Origin of the sequence: Bacillus sp. MMSF_3328, assembly GCF_030733525.1 — a bacterium.
Taxonomy (GTDB): domain Bacteria; phylum Bacillota; class Bacilli; order Bacillales; family Cytobacillaceae; genus Bacillus_AB; species Bacillus_AB infantis.
In genome coordinates this window covers 11955-29260 of record NZ_JASHIV010000009.1, presented here as the reverse complement: position 1 = coordinate 29260, position 17306 = coordinate 11955, and the positions used below count along the sequence as shown (strand labels likewise).

Annotated in this window: 18 protein-coding genes; 15 read left to right on the top strand and 3 right to left on the bottom strand. The window is 47.4% G+C overall.

Annotated features, from left to right (window positions below; translation table 11 throughout):
• Window positions 1-156: 156 nt before the first annotated feature.
• Window positions 157-855: a C39 family peptidase gene (locus RBB45_RS15320; RefSeq protein ID WP_022544370.1), complete on the bottom strand. Its 699-nt coding sequence runs from the start codon at window positions 853-855 to the stop codon at window positions 157-159.
• 181 nt (window positions 856-1036) lie between these two features.
• On the opposite strand from RBB45_RS15320, the gene RBB45_RS15315 reads away from it, so the two are divergent.
• The gene (locus tag RBB45_RS15315) at window positions 1037-1837 is read left to right on the top strand and encodes an aminoglycoside adenylyltransferase domain-containing protein (RefSeq protein ID WP_306009877.1); all 801 of its coding nucleotides are present in this window, start codon (window positions 1037-1039) and stop codon (window positions 1835-1837) included.
• Window positions 1838-1855: 18 nt separating this feature from the next.
• On the opposite strand, the gene liaG is transcribed toward RBB45_RS15315, so the two are convergent.
• Entirely contained in the window at window positions 1856-2704 is an 849-nt protein-coding gene (gene liaG / locus RBB45_RS15310; RefSeq protein ID WP_129613387.1) for a LiaG family protein, read from the bottom strand.
• A gap of 205 nt (window positions 2705-2909) precedes the next feature.
• Here liaG and fdhF point away from each other — a divergent pair, with 205 nt between their 5' ends.
• The 9 genes from fdhF (at window position 2910) to RBB45_RS15265 (ending at window position 12551) form a co-directional block, all read left to right on the top strand.
• Complete coding sequence (gene fdhF, locus RBB45_RS15305) at window positions 2910-5879, top strand: formate dehydrogenase subunit alpha (RefSeq protein ID WP_129613388.1); 2970 nt, start codon at window positions 2910-2912, stop codon at window positions 5877-5879.
• A complete protein-coding gene (locus RBB45_RS15300) occupies window positions 5872-6411 on the top strand; it encodes a helical membrane plugin domain-containing protein (protein WP_009793126.1) in 540 nt (179 codons plus the stop codon). The genes fdhF and RBB45_RS15300 overlap by 8 nt, the downstream gene beginning before the upstream one ends.
• Before the next feature lie 296 nt (window positions 6412-6707).
• The gene (locus RBB45_RS15295; RefSeq protein ID WP_022544367.1) at window positions 6708-7973 is read left to right on the top strand and encodes an ammonium transporter; all 1266 of its coding nucleotides are present in this window, start codon (window positions 6708-6710) and stop codon (window positions 7971-7973) included.
• Between the two features lie 57 nt (window positions 7974-8030).
• Entirely contained in the window at window positions 8031-9005 is a 975-nt protein-coding gene (locus RBB45_RS15290) for a putative nucleotidyltransferase substrate binding domain-containing protein (RefSeq protein WP_009793128.1), read from the top strand.
• Window positions 9005-9736, top strand: a complete 732-nt coding sequence (locus RBB45_RS15285) for an exonuclease domain-containing protein (protein WP_306009876.1) — start codon at window positions 9005-9007, stop codon at window positions 9734-9736. The genes RBB45_RS15290 and RBB45_RS15285 overlap by 1 nt, the downstream gene beginning before the upstream one ends.
• Window positions 9737-9916: 180 nt before the next feature.
• Complete coding sequence (locus RBB45_RS15280) at window positions 9917-10561, top strand: exonuclease domain-containing protein (RefSeq protein WP_101549539.1); 645 nt, start codon at window positions 9917-9919, stop codon at window positions 10559-10561.
• A 126-nt stretch (window positions 10562-10687) separates the two neighbouring features.
• A complete protein-coding gene (locus RBB45_RS15275) occupies window positions 10688-11260 on the top strand; it encodes a GNAT family N-acetyltransferase (protein ID WP_009793131.1) in 573 nt (190 codons plus the stop codon).
• Between the two features lie 31 nt (window positions 11261-11291).
• The gene (locus tag RBB45_RS15270) at window positions 11292-11870 is read left to right on the top strand and encodes a GNAT family N-acetyltransferase (protein ID WP_101549541.1); all 579 of its coding nucleotides are present in this window, start codon (window positions 11292-11294) and stop codon (window positions 11868-11870) included.
• A 117-nt stretch (window positions 11871-11987) separates the two neighbouring features.
• Window positions 11988-12551: a hypothetical protein gene (locus RBB45_RS15265; protein ID WP_101549542.1), complete on the top strand. Its 564-nt coding sequence runs from the start codon at window positions 11988-11990 to the stop codon at window positions 12549-12551.
• A gap of 501 nt (window positions 12552-13052) precedes the next feature.
• Here the strand turns inward: RBB45_RS15265 and RBB45_RS15260 are convergent.
• Window positions 13053-13187 carry a hypothetical protein gene (locus tag RBB45_RS15260; RefSeq protein WP_022544366.1) on the bottom strand — a complete coding sequence of 45 codons (135 nt, stop codon included), beginning with the start codon at window positions 13185-13187 and terminating at the stop codon, window positions 13053-13055.
• Between the two features lie 149 nt (window positions 13188-13336).
• On the opposite strand from RBB45_RS15260, the gene RBB45_RS15255 reads away from it, so the two are divergent.
• From RBB45_RS15255 to RBB45_RS15235, 5 genes are all read left to right on the top strand, one after another.
• Window positions 13337-13981: an adenine nucleotide alpha hydrolase family protein gene (locus RBB45_RS15255; RefSeq protein ID WP_009793136.1), complete on the top strand. Its 645-nt coding sequence runs from the start codon at window positions 13337-13339 to the stop codon at window positions 13979-13981.
• Window positions 13982-14277: 296 nt separating this feature from the next.
• Complete coding sequence (locus RBB45_RS15250) at window positions 14278-14547, top strand: hypothetical protein (RefSeq protein WP_022544364.1); 270 nt, start codon at window positions 14278-14280, stop codon at window positions 14545-14547.
• 27 nt (window positions 14548-14574) lie between these two features.
• Window positions 14575-15084 (top strand): spore coat protein, encoded by a 510-nt coding sequence (locus RBB45_RS15245; RefSeq protein WP_022544363.1) that lies wholly within the window; start codon window positions 14575-14577, stop codon window positions 15082-15084.
• Window positions 15085-15328: 244 nt separating this feature from the next.
• On the top strand, window positions 15329-16132 hold the full coding sequence (locus tag RBB45_RS15240) for a FixH family protein (protein WP_187445324.1): 804 nt from the start codon (window positions 15329-15331) through the stop codon (window positions 16130-16132).
• 118 nt (window positions 16133-16250) lie between these two features.
• Complete coding sequence (locus RBB45_RS15235) at window positions 16251-17030, top strand: DUF4931 domain-containing protein (RefSeq protein ID WP_306009875.1); 780 nt, start codon at window positions 16251-16253, stop codon at window positions 17028-17030.
• The last annotated feature ends 276 nt before the right edge of the window (window positions 17031-17306 follow it).

The following is a 17306-nucleotide window of genomic DNA, read 5'->3' as shown; positions in this document are numbered from 1 at the left end:
CCCGGAAGAAAAACCTGCAGGGGGACAGATGGCTAGAGATAGTGCCCATGAAAGGTTCCTGAATACAGCGGCATCTCTCATGGAGAAATGGGAAAAAGAGGCAGAGCAAATTCTGCCTTCTGTTATCATAAAGCTGGAATGCCAATGATTCGTTTGTTAATCTGCCGCTTTCTCATAAGTAATGGCCTGCTTTCCAATCTGCTCCCAGCCGGCTATGAACTCTTCCCGCGGGAGCTTGCGGTTTTTTTTGTCGAGAGGGTCGTTAACATAGAGGTTTTGTTCATCAAATCCTGTGACAAGGACTGAATGCATGCTGTAGGTGACTTTGACAGGTCCGCTTTCGGTCTCCCATGTTTCCCATTCGCTTTCAGGAAGTTTATCGAAGGTGCTGGTGACGATGACCCAGACAGGGCGGCCATCTTCGACCTGCGCCAGTACAGAGTCAAAGCTTTCACCTGTCATGTCTTTTATTTTCCCCGGCAGATAGTTTTCTGCCAGTTCGGCGACCGGTTCATGATAAACGCCAAGGCCAGGCTCATCCATTGTCTTCATATTGCCGACGAATCCTTCATGGATGTTGCCGCGGACACCGTTTTCCTCGAAAGGCACCCGCTTGATTTCCTCGGATAGGGTCATTTTGTCAACAGAGACACCAGCATCCTGGAGCAGCATGGCAAGAGTTGTCACTTCGCAGCCCCTCATCAGCTCAGGCTTCTGGGAAATATGCGGGGCATCGATCATCATCTGCTCGGCTGTCTGCTCCTCTGCTGGCCTGGAGACAGCTTCTTCTTCGGCACCGCTGCTGTCAGAACAGCCGGCAAGCACAATAACTGCAGCTATCATTGCTTTTTTCAAAGAATTTCTCTCCTTTAGCGTTTTTATTGTCCTTTCCCTTTTTACCGATGAATTAACCTGAAGCAGCATGCCGGGGCCTTAGTGAAGGACTGGCAGGTAATTTCTCTTTTACAGAAGGTTTTTTATTTTCCGGCTCGAATAGTAGAAGGTGATAAGAAAATCCCAGGGGGGAGGCAGCAGATTGGGAAATGGATTTTATCTGATAATGGAAGAGTATATGGAACTGGCCGACCGTTATCTGCCAGGCAGGCTGGAAGGCCTGTATATCCATGGTTCTGCCGCGCTCGGAGCTTATCTGCCGGGCAAAAGCGATATTGACTTTATTGCGGTAACAAAAGGTGTCTTAAGTCAGGAGGAAGCAGATCGGCTTATCAGGGTCCATGGAGAGCTTGCTTTTAAGCATCAATCTCCAGAACTGGATGGCTGCTATATCATATGGGACGACCTTGGCAGTCTTGCAGCGGAATCCCGCTATATCTATAATGGCGGGGAATTTAAAGAGGGCGCGCCCTTTAACCCGGTCATGTGGAGAATCTTAAAAGATCATGGAGTCAGATTAAGGGGCCCAGACATTTCAGATCTTTCTATCCCTGTTTTGGAGGAGGACCTGGCTGAATATATCAGGGAGAACAGCCAGTCGTACTGGCGGAAAAGAACGGAGGCAATGAAAGCTGACCCGAAAAGAATGATGGAGCTTCCGGCAGAGATGATTTATGAAGAGCTGGAGTGGAGCATACTGGGCCTGCTGCGGCAGTTTTATACCATTCGGGAGAACGGGATCACCTCCAAAGCAGGGGCAGGGAAATATGGGCTCATGAATATGCCGGATAAATGGCATTCAGTGATTGAATTGGCTCTGCTTGTTCGAAAGGGGAATACACCTCCGGAAGCACCGGAACTAGATATGATCACGGATGCGCTTCAGCTGATGGATCATTTATCTTCGTCCATCCTGAAAGAAAAGAAGGGCCTACCTTCATAATGAGGGGCCCTTTCCAGATTAATAAATGCTGACATCACCGCTGGAAACATCAACTTTGATTTCATGTTTGCCTTCCTTATTGAAGCCGCTTATGCGGTTGTCTTTCACTTCTTTTTGGTCCATGGGGACATCTGCATGAATGTCACCGCTGCTGTAATGGGCATCAAGTGTAAAGCTGGCACTATCAGGCAAATCGAGCTGGACATCGCCTGAGCTGACATCCAGGTCGATAGGTGCTGAAAGCTTTTTCATTTTGATGCCGAGCTCTCCTGATGCGATGCCGGCCTCAAGTTTTCCTTCTAAGCTGTCAATGATGGTGCTGCCTGAACTAATTTCAAGGTCTGCTTCTTCTGCTTTCAATGAAGAGATGAATAGTTCTCCAGATGCGCCGTTAAGCTCAAATTCCCGGACTTGAAGGTCTCCGAGCATAACATCTCCTGAGCTCATATCCAGAGAGACGTCCCGCAGCTTTATCGGTTCATTGCCGGCAAAATCAAAATCTCCGGAGCCGAGATTGATGTCCAGATCTTTGTCATAGTCTTGAGGGATATAAATGCTGAGCTCTGTCTTTTCAAAGCCGCCGAACCAGTGAGGCCATTTTCGTTTATAATCGACCTTTATTGTCCTGCCGTTTTTCTTCACGTTCACTTCACCCTTGCCATCCAGAACGGCTTCAACGGTATCTCTTTCTTCCTGGATGATAGTTGTCTCTACTCCTGACACATTTACTTCAATCCGGCTTACCCGCTCGGCTGAAGCTTTTTCCTTTCCGTTTGCGCCCAGGCCCAGCCAGCTGAAATGGCTGAAGCTTGTAAAGGCCAGGTAAAGACCGGTGATAACCAGGAATAACAGAATGATTTTTTTCATATGGGAACCTCTTTCTATATTATATTTAGCATTAAATGGTCCTTGTTTGTATTCTACCGGAAGATCCAATCTCCTTTAATGCACCTCCGCATGATTTTCTTCTAAGACCTTAGACATACAAGTGAAACCGCTTTTCCTCGGATGTTTATTTTGGAAAAAGGAGGGTAGAGGGATTGTTAGCAGGAAAATGATTAAGTGAGAAAGGATGAGTGATTTGCCTGATACATACCAAGTAAAACTAAATGGTGCTGAAGTGAAGGTGGCGGCAGGTGATGAGACAACCATCCTTCAGCTATTGCAGAACTCATCGGTGGAGGTGCCGAATGTGTGCTATCACCCGAGCCTCGGGCCGATTGAAACATGTGATACCTGCATCGTCAGTGTGAATGGGGAGCTTGTCAGGTCATGCTCAACCAAGCTCAACGATGGGGATATCATTGATACGGTATCAGCGGATGTAAAGGAAGCACAGGTTATCGGGATGGACCGCATCCTGACCAATCATGAGCTTTACTGCACAGTATGCGATTATAATAACGGCGGATGCGAAGTACATAACACAGTCAAAGAAATGAAAATCAACCATCAGAGCGTCCCTTTTGCACAGAAACCGTATCCTGCGGATAATTCCCATCCTTTCTACCGGTATGATCCGGATCAGTGCATCCTTTGCGGACGCTGTGTGGAAGCATGCCAGGATGTGCAGGTGACAGAGACGCTGACAATCGACTGGGAACGTGAAAAACCAAGGGTCATCTGGGATAATGATGTCCCAATCAATGAGTCTTCTTGTGTTTCATGCGGACACTGTTCAACCGTCTGTCCGTGCAATGCCATGCTGGAAAAAGGCATGGAAGGGGAAGCCGGCTATTTAACCGGTATTGCCAAGCAGACGCTCCGGCCGATGATCGAAATCACTAAAAATGTCGAGACAGGCTACGGATCAATTCTTGCCATCTCAGATATGGAAGCCGCGATGCGCGATGAGCGGATTAAAAAAACGAAAACGGTCTGCACGTACTGCGGAGTGGGCTGCAGCTTTGATGTCTGGACAAAGGGCCGTGAAATCCTGAAGGTGGATCCGCAGCCGGAAGCCCCGGCAAATGGAATTTCCACGTGTGTGAAAGGGAAGTTCGGCTGGGATTTTGTCAATAGCGAAGAGCGCCTGACAAAGCCGTTGATCCGGGAAGGAGAATTCTTCAGGGAGGCGGAATGGGATGAAGCCATCAGCCTGATTGCCCGCCGTTTCACCGAAATTAAAAATGAACATGGGGCACAGGCCATGAGCTTCATTTCTTCCTCTAAATGTACAAATGAGGAGTCTTTTCTGATGCAGAAGCTTGGCCGTGCAGTAATTGGAACAAATAACATCGATAACTGCTCCAGATACTGCCAGACTCCTGCGACCGTCGGGCTGTTCAGGACGGTCGGCTATGGCGGGGATGCAGGCAGCATCCGGGATATCCAAATGTCAGATCTTGTCCTTATTATAGGTTCCAATACAGCAGAATCCCATCCTGTCCTCTCCACCAGGGTGAAGAGGTCGCATAAACTTGGCGGCCAGAAACTGATTGTGGCAGACCTGCGGAAGCATGAAATGGCCGACAGGGCCGATCTGTTCGTGCAGCCTAAGGCAGGCACTGATATTGTCTGGCTGTCAGCTGTGGCCAAATATATTATTGACAATGGCATGGCAGATGAAGAGTTCCTTGCTGAAAAAGTAAACGGACTGGATGAATTCACGAAGAATCTGGAAAAGTACACGATGGAGTATGCGGCTGAAGTGACGGGCATTGCGCTGGAACAGCTGATTGATATGGCAGAAATGATCGGCAGGGCAAAATCTGTCTGCGCACTCTGGGCGATGGGCATCACCCAGCATATGGGCGGCAGTGATGCCAGTACAGCCATCTCTAATCTTCTGCTTGTCACTGGCAACTATGCAAAGCCGGGTGCAGGGGCTTACCCGCTTAGAGGACATAACAATGTCCAGGGGGCGAGCGATTTCGGCAGCATGCCGAATATGTTCCCGGGATACCAGGAAGTCGCCGATCCTGAGATCAGGAAGAAGTATGAGCTGGCATGGGGAACAGAGCTTCCGGGCGAGCCAGGGCTCAATAACCACGAAATGGTGGAAGGCATTCACGCCGGCACCCTTAAGGCCATGTACCTGAAGGGTGAAGATATGGGACTCGTTGATTCAAATATCAATCATGTGCATGCTGCGTTTGAGAAGCTTGATTTCTTCGTGGTCCAGGATATTTTCCTCAGCAAGACGGCGGAGTTCGCCGATGTTGTCCTTCCTGCAAGTCCGAGCCTTGAAAAGGAAGGGACATTCACCAATACCGAGCGCAGGATCCAAAGACTGTACCAGGCTCTTGAACCGCTTGGGGACTCAAAGCCTGACTGGCAGATCATCATGGAAATTGCCAACAGCCTTGGAGCAGGCTGGAACTACACGCATCCATCTGAAATCATGGAAGAAGCCTCCAGGCTGATGCCTTTATATTCCGGTGTGACGTATGAAAGGCTTGAAGGATATAACAGTCTGCAATGGCCGGTGGCGGAGGATGGGCAGGATACCCCGCTTTTATATACAGAAAGGTTCCCGTTTGAAGATGGCAGGGCAAGGCTCGTGCCGGTCGATTGGACGAAGCCGCTGGAGTTTGCGGAAGAGTATGATCTCCATATCAATAATGGGCGCCTTCTTGAGCATTTCCATGAAGGCAATATGACGTACCGTTCCAAAGGAATCAGCGAGAAGACACCAAGCGTGTTCCTGGAGGTATCTCCGGAGCTTGCAGAAGAGCGCGGACTGGAAAGCGGCACGCTTGTAAGACTTTCATCTCCTTATGGGAATGTGAAGGTGCAATGCCATATCACCGACAGGGTAAAAGGGAAGGAAGTGTACCTTCCGATGAATGACAGGGGAGAGGCTGCCATCAATCTGCTGACAAGCAGCTACGCAGATAAAGATACAGATACGCCGGCTTATAAAGAAATCCGGGCAAAAATGGAGATCCTGAAGGCCAAGGGCGAAGATCCGCTTCCTAGAATCAACCACCGCTACGGAAACCCGCAGCCGCAGATTGGTGTACAGGTTCAGAAAAAGTGGGCACGGAAGGATTATATTTTCCCGGGAGATCTTGTGAAAAAGGAGCGAGAACATGGCTAAAGCGATCACGCACATCCAGCGCAAGACATTAAGCGAGGAAGAAAAGCGTAAAAAAGATCTGATGGAAGTGGAAGATGCCCTGATTGATAATAAAGAAGCCATCCTGGAGTCGCTCAAGGTCATGAGGAATATGCATGACCGGGGGGTGCTTTCCCTGCTCAGCGGACTGTTTGGCCAGGGAGACAAAGTCCTCGACATCCTTGTCAGGGCGGCTGACAAGCCGGAAACCTCGAACACATTGAAAAATTTGCTCCTGATGGGCGGGACACTGGGCATGATCAATGTCAAACAGCTGGAGCCGTTTCTGCTTAAAATCGACTCAGGCATTGCCAGGGTGGCGGAAGCAGGAGATACTCAGGAAAAAACAAGCTTTTTTGATCTGGCCAGATCTCTCAAGGATCCTGAAGTCAACAGGGCCGTCACCCTGCTGCTGACCTTCCTGAAAGGGATGGGGCAGGAAACGAAGGAGCTGGAGCGGAATACCCAGCTTCCGCAGGAACAAATCGAAGAGCAGAGGAAGCAAGAAGAGTGATGATCAGGAGGGGGCAGTTGCCCTCTTCTTTTTTTATGCGAAATTCAGTTCAGCCATTAAATCTGGTCCTCTTCCGTAAATCCCTTTTAACTTTTTCCCCAAAAAAGTAAAACCATATATATCAAGGAAGACAGCGGTTTCATGTTAGTTTAATTAACATGTAGTTATCAGAAACTTTAAAATACTCATTGACACCTGTTTGAAAAGAGATAAAATAAGGGTAAGAAACTTAATGTTATATTATCTAACATGAATTTGTTAGATAATAAGCATACATTATTTGAGGGGGAGAGAAAGTGGATACAACTTTTTTGATGAACAGTTTATGGGTCATGGTTAGTGCAGTCCTGGTCATCTTCATGCTTGGCGGATTCATTATGCTGGAGGCCGGGTCTACACGAATGAAAAATGCCGGCCATATCGCGGGGAAGACCATTTTTACATTCGGGCTTGCCTCACTCGTTTTTTGGGCTGTCGGCTTTGGATTTATTTTTGGCGACAACGGCAATTTCTTTACAGGTTTATCGCACTTTTTTTATTCAGGATATGAAATTGAAGGAATGAGTCTTTCCTCATCAGTATTTTTCCTCTTCCAGCTTGCTTTTGCAGGAATCTCCATCACGATTGCCCTCGGCGGCTTCGCAGAAAGGGCAAAACTTTCAATCTATCTGATATTTACGATTCTGTTTTCAGCACTTGTCTATCCGGTGGTTGCCCATTGGATCTGGGGCGGGGGATGGCTGGCTGAACATGGGAAGCAGGATTTTGCCGGCTCAACTGTCGTTCACCTGACAGGGGCGATGGCGGCATTGGCAGCGACCCTCCTTCTTAAACCAAGAATCGGCAAATATAATAAAGATGGCTCTGCCAATAATATTTACGGACATAACCAGGTATTCACTGCCCTTGGGGTCTTGATCCTTTGGATTGGCTGGTTCGGATTCAATGCAGGAAGCACCGTTTCTGTTGACGGAGCATTCTTTGGATTTGTTGCCCTGAATACCAATCTTGCTGCAGGAGCAGGGGCGGTCGCAGCGCTCCTGATCTCATGGGTGGTTCTCGGCAAATCGGATATTACGACAATGCTGAATGGCGCCCTGGCTGGCCTTGTTGCCATAACAGCATCCTGTGCCTTCGTTGACACATGGGCAGCTGTACTCATTGGGTTTGTTGCGGGAATACTCGTTTTCTATAGTGTCCGATTCTTCGAGAAACTGAGAATTGATGATCCGATATACGCCCTTTCTGTCCATGGAGCTGCAGGGGTATGGGGCACATTGTCAACCGGATTCTTTGCCACCCCGGAATTGGCAACAGTCGGCCAGCCTGGATTATTCTACGGAGGAGGCTTCACACAGCTGGGAGTCCAATTCATGGGCGTTGCTGTATCTGCCCTCTATGCTTTTGCCGTATCATTTGTCATACTGCTTATAGCAAAGAAGGTTATGAATGGCTTGCGTGTATCTGAGGAAGAAGAAATTATGGGCCTTGATGTCAGTGAGCATGGCAGCTATGGATACCCGGAGGTTTTCCTTTCGAAAGATAATAAATTATCTTCATGAGCATAAGGCCTCTTCATGGGGCCTTATGTTTTCTTCATATAAAGGGAGTGCGTTTATTTGCAGGATTTTCAGTCATATGCAGAAATCAGGGAATGGAAGGACAGCCGGATCTTCATGGCTGCCGCCAGTACATCCAAAATAAATGAAATCCATGATGAAGCGATGAAATACGTGTTCAGGCAGTCTGTGCAAAAGGTTAGAAAAGGGCCGGATGAATCGGATTTTGTCTGGTTTGTGACCGGCAGCGGAGGCAGGCTGGAGCAGGGTGTCATCAGTGACCAGGATCACGGCATTGTTTTTACCGGGGGGGAAGAGGAAGCAGCGTACTTTCAGGAACTGGGGCAAGAGCTGTCATATGGCCTGAATGAAACGGGATATCCCTATTGTGAAGGCAAGGTGATGAGCAGCAACCCTTTATGGCGGAGAACAGCGGAAGCCTGGAAAGAGCAGCTGGAGCGATGGATTGAGGAGGAGAGCTGGGAGTCGATCCGGTATCTGCAGATTTTTTATGATGCGAGGGCCCTGGAAGGAAGCGGAGTGTATATCAGTGAGCTTAAATCTTATGTGCACACTAAGATGATGGCAGGTCCCAGACTTTTAAAAAGGCTTGCAGAGAATAGCATGCATATAAAACCGGCTGTTGGTCCCCTGGGCCAGATCCTTGTTGAGGAAAAAGGAAAATTTGAGGGCTTCATAGACTTGAAGCAGACTGCTTTCCTTCCCTATGTTAACAGCATCCGTCTATTGGCGATGAAGGAAGGGTTTTTTGAAACCTCCACACTTGAAAGAATCAGCAGGCTTGCGGAAAAGGCAGAGTATAAGGATGCGCTGGAAAAGGCAGAGCGCAATTTCCGCCTTCTGCTGGCCTGCAGGGAATCCATTTTCTCCAGTGCCCGCTCTTATGAGGCTTCACACTATTTGAATGTAAGAAACCTTCCAAGGGAAGAACGGGCGGAGCTCCGCAATATCCTGAAGGGCGGAAAAAAGCTGCACCAATTTGTACAGGCCAAGATTGAAAAGGGTGTCCAATAATGGGCTTTGAAAGCATGTTTCAAATGATGAAAGGGCTGCCGGGGAAACTGAATTCCGGTGTATTCGGGGGGATGCAGGGCGGGCAGAATTCCCAGCAGCAGGCCTTCCTGCGCAGACTGCATAAAGAAATACGGGCAGAGGAAGCGCTGTCGGTGCCGCTTGACAGGATGGAAGCTATCGTCATGGATATTGAAACAACTGGTTTTTTTCCTGATCAGGGAGATGAGATTATTTCTATAGGGGCGGTCAAGATAGAGAATGGAACCATAAATGAGGATAAGAAGTTTTATTCCCTGATCAGATATGAAAAAACACTCTCACCTCAGATTGAACAGCTTACAGGCCTAAGGGGCTCCCAGCTTAAGGAGGCGCCACCGCTGCCTAAAGTGCTGATAGAGTTCTTCAAATTCTGCGAAGCGCGGACCATCATAGCGCATCATGCCCGTCATGAGAAGAGCTTCCTGCAGAATGCGAGCTGGAAGCATTTTAAGGCTCCTCTTAAGCACAGAATTATAGATACCTCTTTCCTGTACCGGATTGCCGAGCCGGAGCTTAACCTGCAGAGGCTGGAGGACCTGTGCAGCCACAACGGCATTCCGGTCATGGAGCGGCACCATGCTTTGGAGGATGCCCGGCTGGCTGCCGAGCTATGGTGCTGTTATATAAGCAAGGTCCGGGATAAGGGTTGTATGACCCTGAAAGATGTATATGAAAGGGTTGCTTCATTATAGTCCTATTAAAGGTGCGGTCTCTGCCGTGCCTTTTTGTGTTTTTATTAATTTCCTTTTTCAGCCAGAAAGGGGGTTTAACTGTCATTTTTCCCGCGAAAATACTAGAATAGGAAATAGCTATAAGAATGTTAAAAATTCCAGCTTTCTTTTTGAAGGCAAAAAAATATAAAGGTGATCAAAATGAATATAAACAAAAAAGGACTGCTGGTCGATGTAGAAACAACAGGCCTGGCTCCTGGCGGGGACGAAATCATCGAACTGGCATTTATTCTGTTTTCTTATGATGGAGCTACAGGTGAAATCCTCCAGGTTGAGGAAAAGGAGTCTTTCCTTAGGGAGCCGCTTTCAAGCAGGGCCCTTAGAAATTACAGCAGTGCCTACAGGATTCATGGTATTCCGTTTGAAATGGTAAGGGGACAGGTTTTCCATGATGAGTCAGTCCAGTCCTTCCTTAATAAAGCCGATTCTGTATTTGCCCATAATGCATCATTTGACAGAAGCTTCATGTATCAGATGTATCCTGAAGTGAATGACCTTAAATGGTATTGCACCATGAAGGGAGTACAATGGAAAAAGTATGGCTTTGCCAACAGCAAACTGGCGACCCTTCTTTCCGCCCACAATATTACAGACCATCAAACTCACAGGGCGATGGACGATATTACATATCTGATGGAGCTCATGAAGCAGCAGAACCCGGACGGTGGCCTGTTTTTAAAAGAGGTGCTTGAAAAAGGGCCGATGAGAAAATACCAGCCTGCGAAAAAACCGGGGAAAACCTATTCGTGGAGCGCCGGCAGCAGCATTGATCCGCCCTTCAATTAATCTATTTAACGAAACCGCCATAAGGCGGTTTTTTATTATGAGGAAATAATGAAGTTTCCATTTTTTGAGAGAGGTTTTATTGTTATAATGGAAATATTACAAAAATAAACACAAAGAGGTAGAGCTATGTTACTGAAAGACGCTGAAGTTATTCTGCGGACCATCACCGAAGAAGATCTGCCCCGGTTATGGGAGCTGGCTTTTAAGGAAGAGCATCCGGCGTGGAAAAAGTGGGACGCTCCCTATTTTGAGCATAAATCACTGACGTTTGCTGAATATGAGTTGCGGAAGGAGCAGGTAGTCAACCAGGAGGATATGCTGGCCATCGAAATCAACGGCAAGATAGAAGGGACGGTCAGCTATTACTGGGAGCATGAGCCATCTCTGTGGCTGGAAATGGGAATCGTCATTTATTCGCCGGAATATTGGAATGGCGGCTATGGGACCAGGGCATTGAAACTCTGGATCAGCCACCTTTTCCAAACAAAGCCGATTGCCCGGACCGGCTACACCACCTGGTCAGGAAATGAGCGGATGGTCAAGGTCGGCGAAAAGCTGGGGATGACGATGGAAGCCAGGCTGCGGAAATGCCGGATTTACAAAGGCGTCCATTATGATTCAATCAGGATGGGCATTTTGCGTGAAGAGTGGGAAGCTAATCCCGTCTTTGAATTGGCTGGGTCCGCAGCTGGAGAATAAATACTAAAAATGAGAAACGGAAGTATGTCCAATGAATAATATAAATGAAAAATTGAAGGGATCGTTTCCGGAAATCAAAACGGCCCGCCTTCTGCTTAGGAAAGTGATAATGGAGGATGCAGAGGATATCCTCGGATATCTTTCTGATGCCGAAGTAACGAAATACTATGGAATCGAGCCATTTGCTGACTTGGATGATGCACGCTCCGAAATTGGCTGGTATGAACGCATTCTTGAGGAAGGAACGGGTATCCGCTGGGGAATTTCGTTAAAGGACGGACAAGGGCTGATTGGAAGCTGCGGATTTTTGAATATGAATTCCACCCATTTCCGGGCAGATATAGGTCTTGAACTGGATCCTGCCTGTTGGAATCAGGGAATCGGCACCGAGGCAATCACGGCTATCATCCAGTATGGCTTCGAGGATTTGAATCTGATGAGAATCCAGGCACTGATTGAACCGGCAAACCTCCAGTCCCAGCGCCTTTTCGGAAAATGCGGGTTTATCCGTGAAGGATTGCTGAGGAATTATGAATATACCTGCGGAAAGTTTGATGATCTGCTGATGTTTTCCATCATTAATCCCCATCATCTAGGCCCAGGGTCTTAGAAGCAAATAATACCCGAGTTCGTTCTTTAAGGGAGCATTGTGGCTGTATGATTATGGAGAAGGGCAGCACGGTCGCCACTGCGCATTTCCCTTCATTTTTTTCAGGAGGGAAAAGAAATGGGCCATCGCCAGGTATTTGTACTGCTGACCGACACGGGAACTTTATTCACAAAGCTGATCCGGATTTTTACTGGAAAAGAACTCAATCATGCATCCATCTCATTTGATGAAGGGCTGCTGGATGTGTACAGCTTCGGGAGGATTAATCCTGCCAATCCGTTTTCCGGGGGATTCGTGAAAGAAGATGTGCGCGCGAATTTGTTTGCAAATGCCCGCTGTGCGGTTTATGCCTGTACGGTGAGCGAGCAGGAATATGGCAGGATGCAGGAGCAGGCGGCATTTTTTGAAGAAAACAGGCATCATTATAAATATAATCTGCTCGGCTTGTTCGCCGTGCTGTTCAACTGGGAATATAACAGATCCAATGCCTTCTTCTGCTCTGAATTCGTCGGGACCATCCTCAAGGAAACCAACGGATGCCGGGTGGAAAAGCCTGTTTCACTGCTTAAGCCGCATGAACTGGAGAAAGTCTTTTCGCTCCATCTTGTATACAAAGGGAGTCTGTCTGATTATCTGCAGGCCGACTCAGCCCGTCCAAGGCTGGATGCTTCCATTGCATGAAAGGAAGCCAGCCTTGTACAGGCTGGCTTCTTGTCGGGGCTGAGCAAGCGCCCTCCGCATTTCGAGTGTCCAGCTCCGGGCGCTAGCCCCTCGAGTCATAAGCCACTTCAGGATTGAAGGCAAAGAACGCCTTCTATCCTGAAGCGTCTTATGCTTGTCGGCGCTGAACAAGCGCCCTCCGCATTTCGATTTGTCCAGCTCCTGCGGGCCCAGCCAGCATAAGCCAATCAGGCCAGAAGGTTAAAGGACAACCTTCCGTCCTGCTCGTCTTATGCTGGCTGGGCCCGCAGGATGCGGGTCATGCAGGCGTTACCACAGGACGTGGCGGTTTTAGCCTGCGTTCCTTGATTCTGAGCAAGCCGCCTCCGCATTTCGATTTGTCCAGCTCCGGGCGCTAGCCCCTCGAGTCATAAGCCACTTCAGGATTGAAGGCAAAGAACGCCTTCAATCCTGAAGCGTCTTATGCTTGTCGGGGCTGAACAAGCGCCCTCCGCATTTCGATTAATCCGCGTCAGTTTTGCTTTTTTGGTCTTTGTTGTGTTTATTCCCTTTGCTGTTGTCGCCGCTTATTGGGTCGGACAGGCCAGCGCGCGGGGAGTTTTGGTTGCTGCTGCCTTTATTATACTTTTTTGTCATCGCTTTTCCCCTCCTTATCCTAAGTACATCATTATCTTCCCATCAAGGAATCTTTTATATGCAGCGGCTGAAAGGATGGCTGGAACACCAGCTTTTGGCTGGGTTGCTCTGACTGGCTATGCTATAATGTAGGCAAAATTCTAAACGAGGTGAATGATTTGCTGGAAACGATACTGGTATGTGTAAGCAGCCCTCAGCATGCTGAAACGCTCATTCAAAGGGGGAAGCTCCTTGCTGATGCATTTAAGGGGAAGTGCTATGTATTGTCAGTGCTCCCGGGGCAGGAAAAGGATCTTGAGTTCAACCAGATCCAGACGAAAATGCTGTTCGAATCATTGGCTGAAAAATACGGCCTTCCAGCCATCCAAAAGTATAAGAACGGACAGAAGGTTTCTGATTTAATCGCCGAAACAGTCCGGGAGAAGTCCGCCACTCAAATCGTCATGGCCCACGCCGTTCAGAGCAAATGGGAAATGGTCGTCAAGCATTCCCTCGTCAATCATCTGTTCGAGCTTCTTGAAGGCGTTGACCTCCATCTTGTTGAAGTGAACCGCGATGTATACGATCCGGCAGGAGAATGGGATAAGGGGATAGAAGCTTCTTTGGTAAAAGAAGAAGGCGGCTATAAAATCTCGTTTGATGATAACGGGAAAGAAGGAACTCTTGGCACCTTTTTCAGGGAATTGTCCACCGATTTCTCCAATGGCTTTTTTGTAAAAGGGGATGGACAAAATCAAAAAGTCATTAAGATCCATAATGGGACCGCTGCAGCAGAAGCAGTGGAAAAGGACTGAAGAGTGTTGAAGCATTAAAAATCCGAGTACAAGATGCAGCGGGCGGCAAATAGTGCCGCCTGCTTCTTTATTGCTGTAAAAGGGCCCCTGCATAGGGCCCTTTTTTTGCTTTTGGGGGATGAGCCCGAACTAAATGGATGAAATCCCATATACAAGTAGTATAAGGGCCAAGCGCCTTGAGTGGCGCACCATCAGCCGATACAAACGCCCTTTTAAGCCGGGATAGGGATTAGCCCTCACTTGCCGGCTTAAAAATCATATTAAATAGTATAAGCGCTCGGAGGGGGTGAACTGTGTTGGATGAACTAAATAACAAGATGGCTGAGCTATCGAATCAGCTTGTAAGCCTTAAAGTCAGAGACCTTTTAAAGCGGAATCAAAGCGACGAAAGCGGATTGAAAACGAAAAACCTGTCAGATGAGGAAAAAACGCGTATCCGCAATCTTGTGAAAGATCTGGAACAGCAGGTTAAAGATTTTGTTGAAGCACAAAAAAAGAAAAATGATTCTGCCGAAGAAGAGCCTAAGAAAGAAGCCAAACGCACGTTTAGGAAAAAAAGCCGATAAGGCAAAAAATTAAAGGGAGAGATTACATTGTTAAGTGGAAACTATCGTCCAAAGGTAGAAGATGTTTATTGTGAAAGCAATGCTGCCGGTTCATCATGCCACCACAGCGGATGGAATGCCCTTGATCCTTCATCAAGCCATCCTATGAGCATTTTTGACAGCAGCGACAGAGATGTAAAAGATGTTGTGCAAGGCACGAATATGGGCCAATATTCTAAAGAGTCCATTGTCCTTAAAAACTGTCTCAATGTTGAAGTAAACTCAAGTGAAACCCAAGTTGCCGCTTCATTGCAGGCAGCCCTCGTTGTAGCAATCGTCATTGTCATCAATATCTCAATTGCTGACGGAGGCCAAGCTGAAAGGATCACTGAAGATTTGCTTCAATTCACACAAATCAACCAATCTAACCGCCAGAGCGTTTATATTGAAAATGCGAAAGACTGTACTGTAAACCTTGAAGATACTCAAGTAGCGCTGACACTTAACCTGCTGATCCAGGTACTTCTTGCACTGGTTATTGAACTGGAAATCCTGTAATAGGCAATCTTAAAAAACGCAGACTTATCCAACCCTACCTCCTTTCATATAATAAATATGCGGCATAAGGAACCTCCTTGTGCCGCTTTTTTTATAGAATTTGGACCCGGGGGGAAGGAAAGCTATAATGTACATAAAGGCACAGCTTCCGTTATCAAATGTTTGATGTAATTTCTTACTTATTTCACAATTAAGAGATATAGTATCCTTTATAAAGGGAATCTGTATGAAAGAGGGACAAAGAATGAAGAAATATCTATATGTTTTTATCCTCGCCGTGATGGTTCTTGCAGCTTGCGGAAAGGGTTCTGATGACAGCGGCCAGGGGAACGGGGGACAAGTGCCGGAAATCCTTGAAGCCAAGCTTGATGTTCCTGAAAAAGTGGAGCTGAATGAAGAAATAACCCTTTCTGTCGAAGTAGTGCAGGGGGAAGAAGCTGTCGAGGATGCAGATGAAGTAAAGTTTGAAATCTGGCAGGAAGGAAATCAAGAGGAGAGTGAGATGCTTCCTGCAGAACATACAGGCAAAGGAATTTACCAGGCTGCCAAGACCTTCGGCAAGGATGGCGATTATATAGTCCAGGTCCATGTGACAGCGAGGGACATGCATACAATGCCAAAAGCTGAGGTACAAGCCGGTGAGGGCGGAGACGCTGGCAATAGTGCGGACGGAGAAGCCGCTCATGAGCATGGGGAAGATGAAGGCCATGACCATGAGTCAGGCGGAGAAGAATCATCCCACCATCATGGTGAGGCTGCAATCAGTTTCATCAAGCCGGATCATATCCATATGAAACAGGCGGCGGGCCTTGATGTCCAGGTGGACAAGAAAGATGGGGCTCCCCTGGAAAAAGCGCTTGTTAAGCTTGAAATCATGAAAGAAGGCAAGGACACCCCTGAGTGGGTGAACCTGACAGAGTCCGGCGAAGGAAAATATTCTGCAGAACATAGCTTTGCAGAGGCGGGCAGCTATACAGTGACTGTTCATGTGGAAAACTCGGAAGGGCTGCATGAACACTCGGATTTTCCTCTGACAGTCAGCGAATAGGAAAGAGAAACGGCAGCTCCGGGGCTGCCGTTTTTTCCTGCGCAAGGTCAAAAAGGCGCCAGGTTCAGGAGGTAAGTGATATGATTTATAGGAGAAAAACCTGCAGGATGGTGGAAATATGACAAAAACACATTTGAACTTCAACACTTCAATCGGAGTGAAAAAGCCAAACAGTATCCGTGACAAAGAGCAGGGCTGCCCTTTCTGTGAGAGAGAAAAGCTGACCGATATCCTTGCAGTCGAGGACAATATCATTTTGCTGAAAAATAAATTCCCTGTCCTTGAAAATACCCTGCAGACTGTTTTGATTGAATCAGACGAATGCAGCGGGGATATCTCAACCTATTCTTTAGAGCATCTGGAAAAGCTGCTAAGTTTCGGATTGAAGCATTGGATTGAAATGGAAAACAGCGGACGCTTCACATCTGTCCTGTTTTTTAAAAACCACGGGCCGCTCTCAGGGGGGACCATTGCGCATCCCCATATGCAGATTGTCGGGCTTAATGAAGTGGATTACACAGAAAATATCAGGGAAGAAGAATTTGAGGGACTGGCCATCAGCCAAAAAGGCAGATCACTGCTCAATATTTCAACAGCCCCGAAAATCGGCTTCTATGAATTTAATGCAAAGCTTGGAGACATGGAGGAAATCGGTGCCTTTGCTGCTTATATTCAGGCAGCTGTCCGCTATATCCTTCACAGCTTTCCGTTCAAATGCTCCAGCTATAATTTATTTTTCTATAAACTCGGAGAGGACATCTATGCCAAAATAGTCCCGCGGTTCATAACAACGCCTATTTACATCGGCTATTCGATCCCGCAGGTCCCCAATAATCTGGAATGGATGAAAGAGGACATCCGTGCAAAGTACTTTGACAGCTTCCCTGCCGAAGACTGATCCGGCAACTGAAAAAGAAAAGTGAAAAATGAAATAATATCCAACAGCATGAAACAAGTTGTGATTTGTCTCTTAAAAAAATATAATGAAGAATTGTAGTAGATTTTTTGTTTGGGCAGCCTGCGCATCATAAAGCAAGCGCCCTCCGCTTTTCTATTTGTCCAGCTCCGGCGGCTAGAGCCTCGAGTCATAAGCCAATCAGGCCAGAAGGTTAAAGAACAACCTTCAGTCCTGCTTGTCTTATGCTTGTCGGCTCTGAACAAGCCGCCTCCGCTT

Bases quoted from the DNA above. Each gene is read 5' to 3' on its own strand.
- liaG (WP_129613387.1), bottom strand. From the start codon at position 2,704: ATGAAAAAAATCATTCTGTTATTCCTGGTTATCACCGGTCTTTACCTG.
- fdhF (WP_129613388.1), top strand. From the start codon at position 2,910: ATGAGTGATTTGCCTGATACATACCAAGTAAAACTAAATGGTGCTGAA.
- RBB45_RS15300 (WP_009793126.1), top strand. From the start codon at position 5,872: ATGGCTAAAGCGATCACGCACATCCAGCGCAAGACATTAAGCGAGGAA.
- RBB45_RS15285 (WP_306009876.1), top strand. From the start codon at position 9,005: ATGGGCTTTGAAAGCATGTTTCAAATGATGAAAGGGCTGCCGGGGAAA.
- RBB45_RS15280 (WP_101549539.1), top strand. From the start codon at position 9,917: ATGAATATAAACAAAAAAGGACTGCTGGTCGATGTAGAAACAACAGGC.
- RBB45_RS15275 (WP_009793131.1), top strand. From the start codon at position 10,688: ATGTTACTGAAAGACGCTGAAGTTATTCTGCGGACCATCACCGAAGAA.
- RBB45_RS15270 (WP_101549541.1), top strand. From the start codon at position 11,292: ATGAATAATATAAATGAAAAATTGAAGGGATCGTTTCCGGAAATCAAA.
- RBB45_RS15265 (WP_101549542.1), top strand. From the start codon at position 11,988: ATGGGCCATCGCCAGGTATTTGTACTGCTGACCGACACGGGAACTTTA.
- RBB45_RS15260 (WP_022544366.1), bottom strand. From the start codon at position 13,187: ATGACAAAAAAGTATAATAAAGGCAGCAGCAACCAAAACTCCCCGCGC.
- RBB45_RS15240 (WP_187445324.1), top strand. From the start codon at position 15,329: ATGAAGAAATATCTATATGTTTTTATCCTCGCCGTGATGGTTCTTGCA.
- RBB45_RS15235 (WP_306009875.1), top strand. From the start codon at position 16,251: ATGACAAAAACACATTTGAACTTCAACACTTCAATCGGAGTGAAAAAG.